The 1,152-nt window shown below is 58.3% G+C and carries 1 protein-coding gene; it reads right to left on the minus strand.

Going from position 1 to position 1,152, the window contains the following annotated elements; translation table 11 throughout:
- Positions 1–1,055, minus strand: a 1,055-nt coding sequence (locus BN1117_RS15515) for an ISL3 family transposase (RefSeq protein ID WP_040098821.1), incomplete at its 3' end; no start/stop codon positions are given.
- Positions 1,056–1,152 lie beyond the last annotated feature (97 nt).

Here is a 1,152-nt window from a genome sequence, read left to right on the forward strand (position 1 = left end):
AGGATACCTCGGGCGTAGCGTTTGAGGTTTCGGGCAAAGCGCTGCAGCGGGGCCAGTCCGCTCTCCTGTGCATGCCGTAACCAGTTTCTCCAGCGTCGCCAGCCTTCAAGCACGCTCGGGGCATACCAGAGCTCTTTCAGGGCGTCCTTGAGCACGTAAACCGTGGTCAGTGGTTGATTGGCGGCCAGTAGCTCCTGCAACTGCACCGCCTGCTCAGCGTTGAGCCCCTCCCGGTTACGCAGGAGCAGCCAACGACTCTGCTTGACCACTTTGCGAGCGGGCTTGTCATGGCGCAGTGCATTGGCCTGATCGACCCGGATGCGGTCAATTACGTCACGACCATAACGGGCCACGACATGGAACAGGTCGTACACGACCTCGGCCTGAGGGCAGTGCTGCTTTACCTCCAGATCGAAGGCCGTGTTCATATCCATCGCCACTGCTTCAATCTGCTTGCACTGTTCGCCGAGTTGCTTGAAGAAGGGGCGTATGGCCTCACGGCTGTTGCCTTTACCCACCCACAGTACGCGAGTTCGCTCGGCATCCATGATGACGGTGGCATAGCGATGGCCCTTATGCAGGGCGAACTCGTCCATGACCAAACGGCGCACATCACCTGGGTTGAAGTCGCCCACACTGGCTTGCAGGCGACGCTTGTCGATGGCCTTGATGGTGTGCCAGTGCAGTCCTGTGAGTCGGCTGATATGGCTGATCGGCAGCATTTGCAGCAACGTTTCGACCCATGTCCGTAACCTCTGGGTCAGGCGTGCTCTGGGTTCAAGCCAGTCAATGTGCTCACAGACGCGACCACAGTTCAGGCAGTCCACGCGACGGACAGGAACCTGCAGTTGGATATGCTGATCGAGCAGATCGCGATCTCGTACATGGCGGATGCGCCGATCATGGATCAGAGGGCTTGGTTCAAGACAGCGACCGCAGCGCGGGAGCTCGGTAGTGAGCGGCTCTAGCGTCAGCGTGAGGGTGTCTTTGAGGTGTTGGTGGCAGGCAACGATAGCGTAGCCTGGCCAGAAAGCGGCAAGATCGATAGGATGCATGATGACAGCAGGGCTCAGGAGTTGGTGTGTTTGGCGACTGCTAATTTACCTGAGTTCCTGACTGTCAATGTTCTCTCCCCACAAAATGCGAAGAACC

Origin of the sequence: Aeromonas australiensis, assembly GCF_000819725.1 — a bacterium.
Lineage (GTDB): Bacteria > Pseudomonadota > Gammaproteobacteria > Enterobacterales > Aeromonadaceae > Aeromonas > Aeromonas australiensis.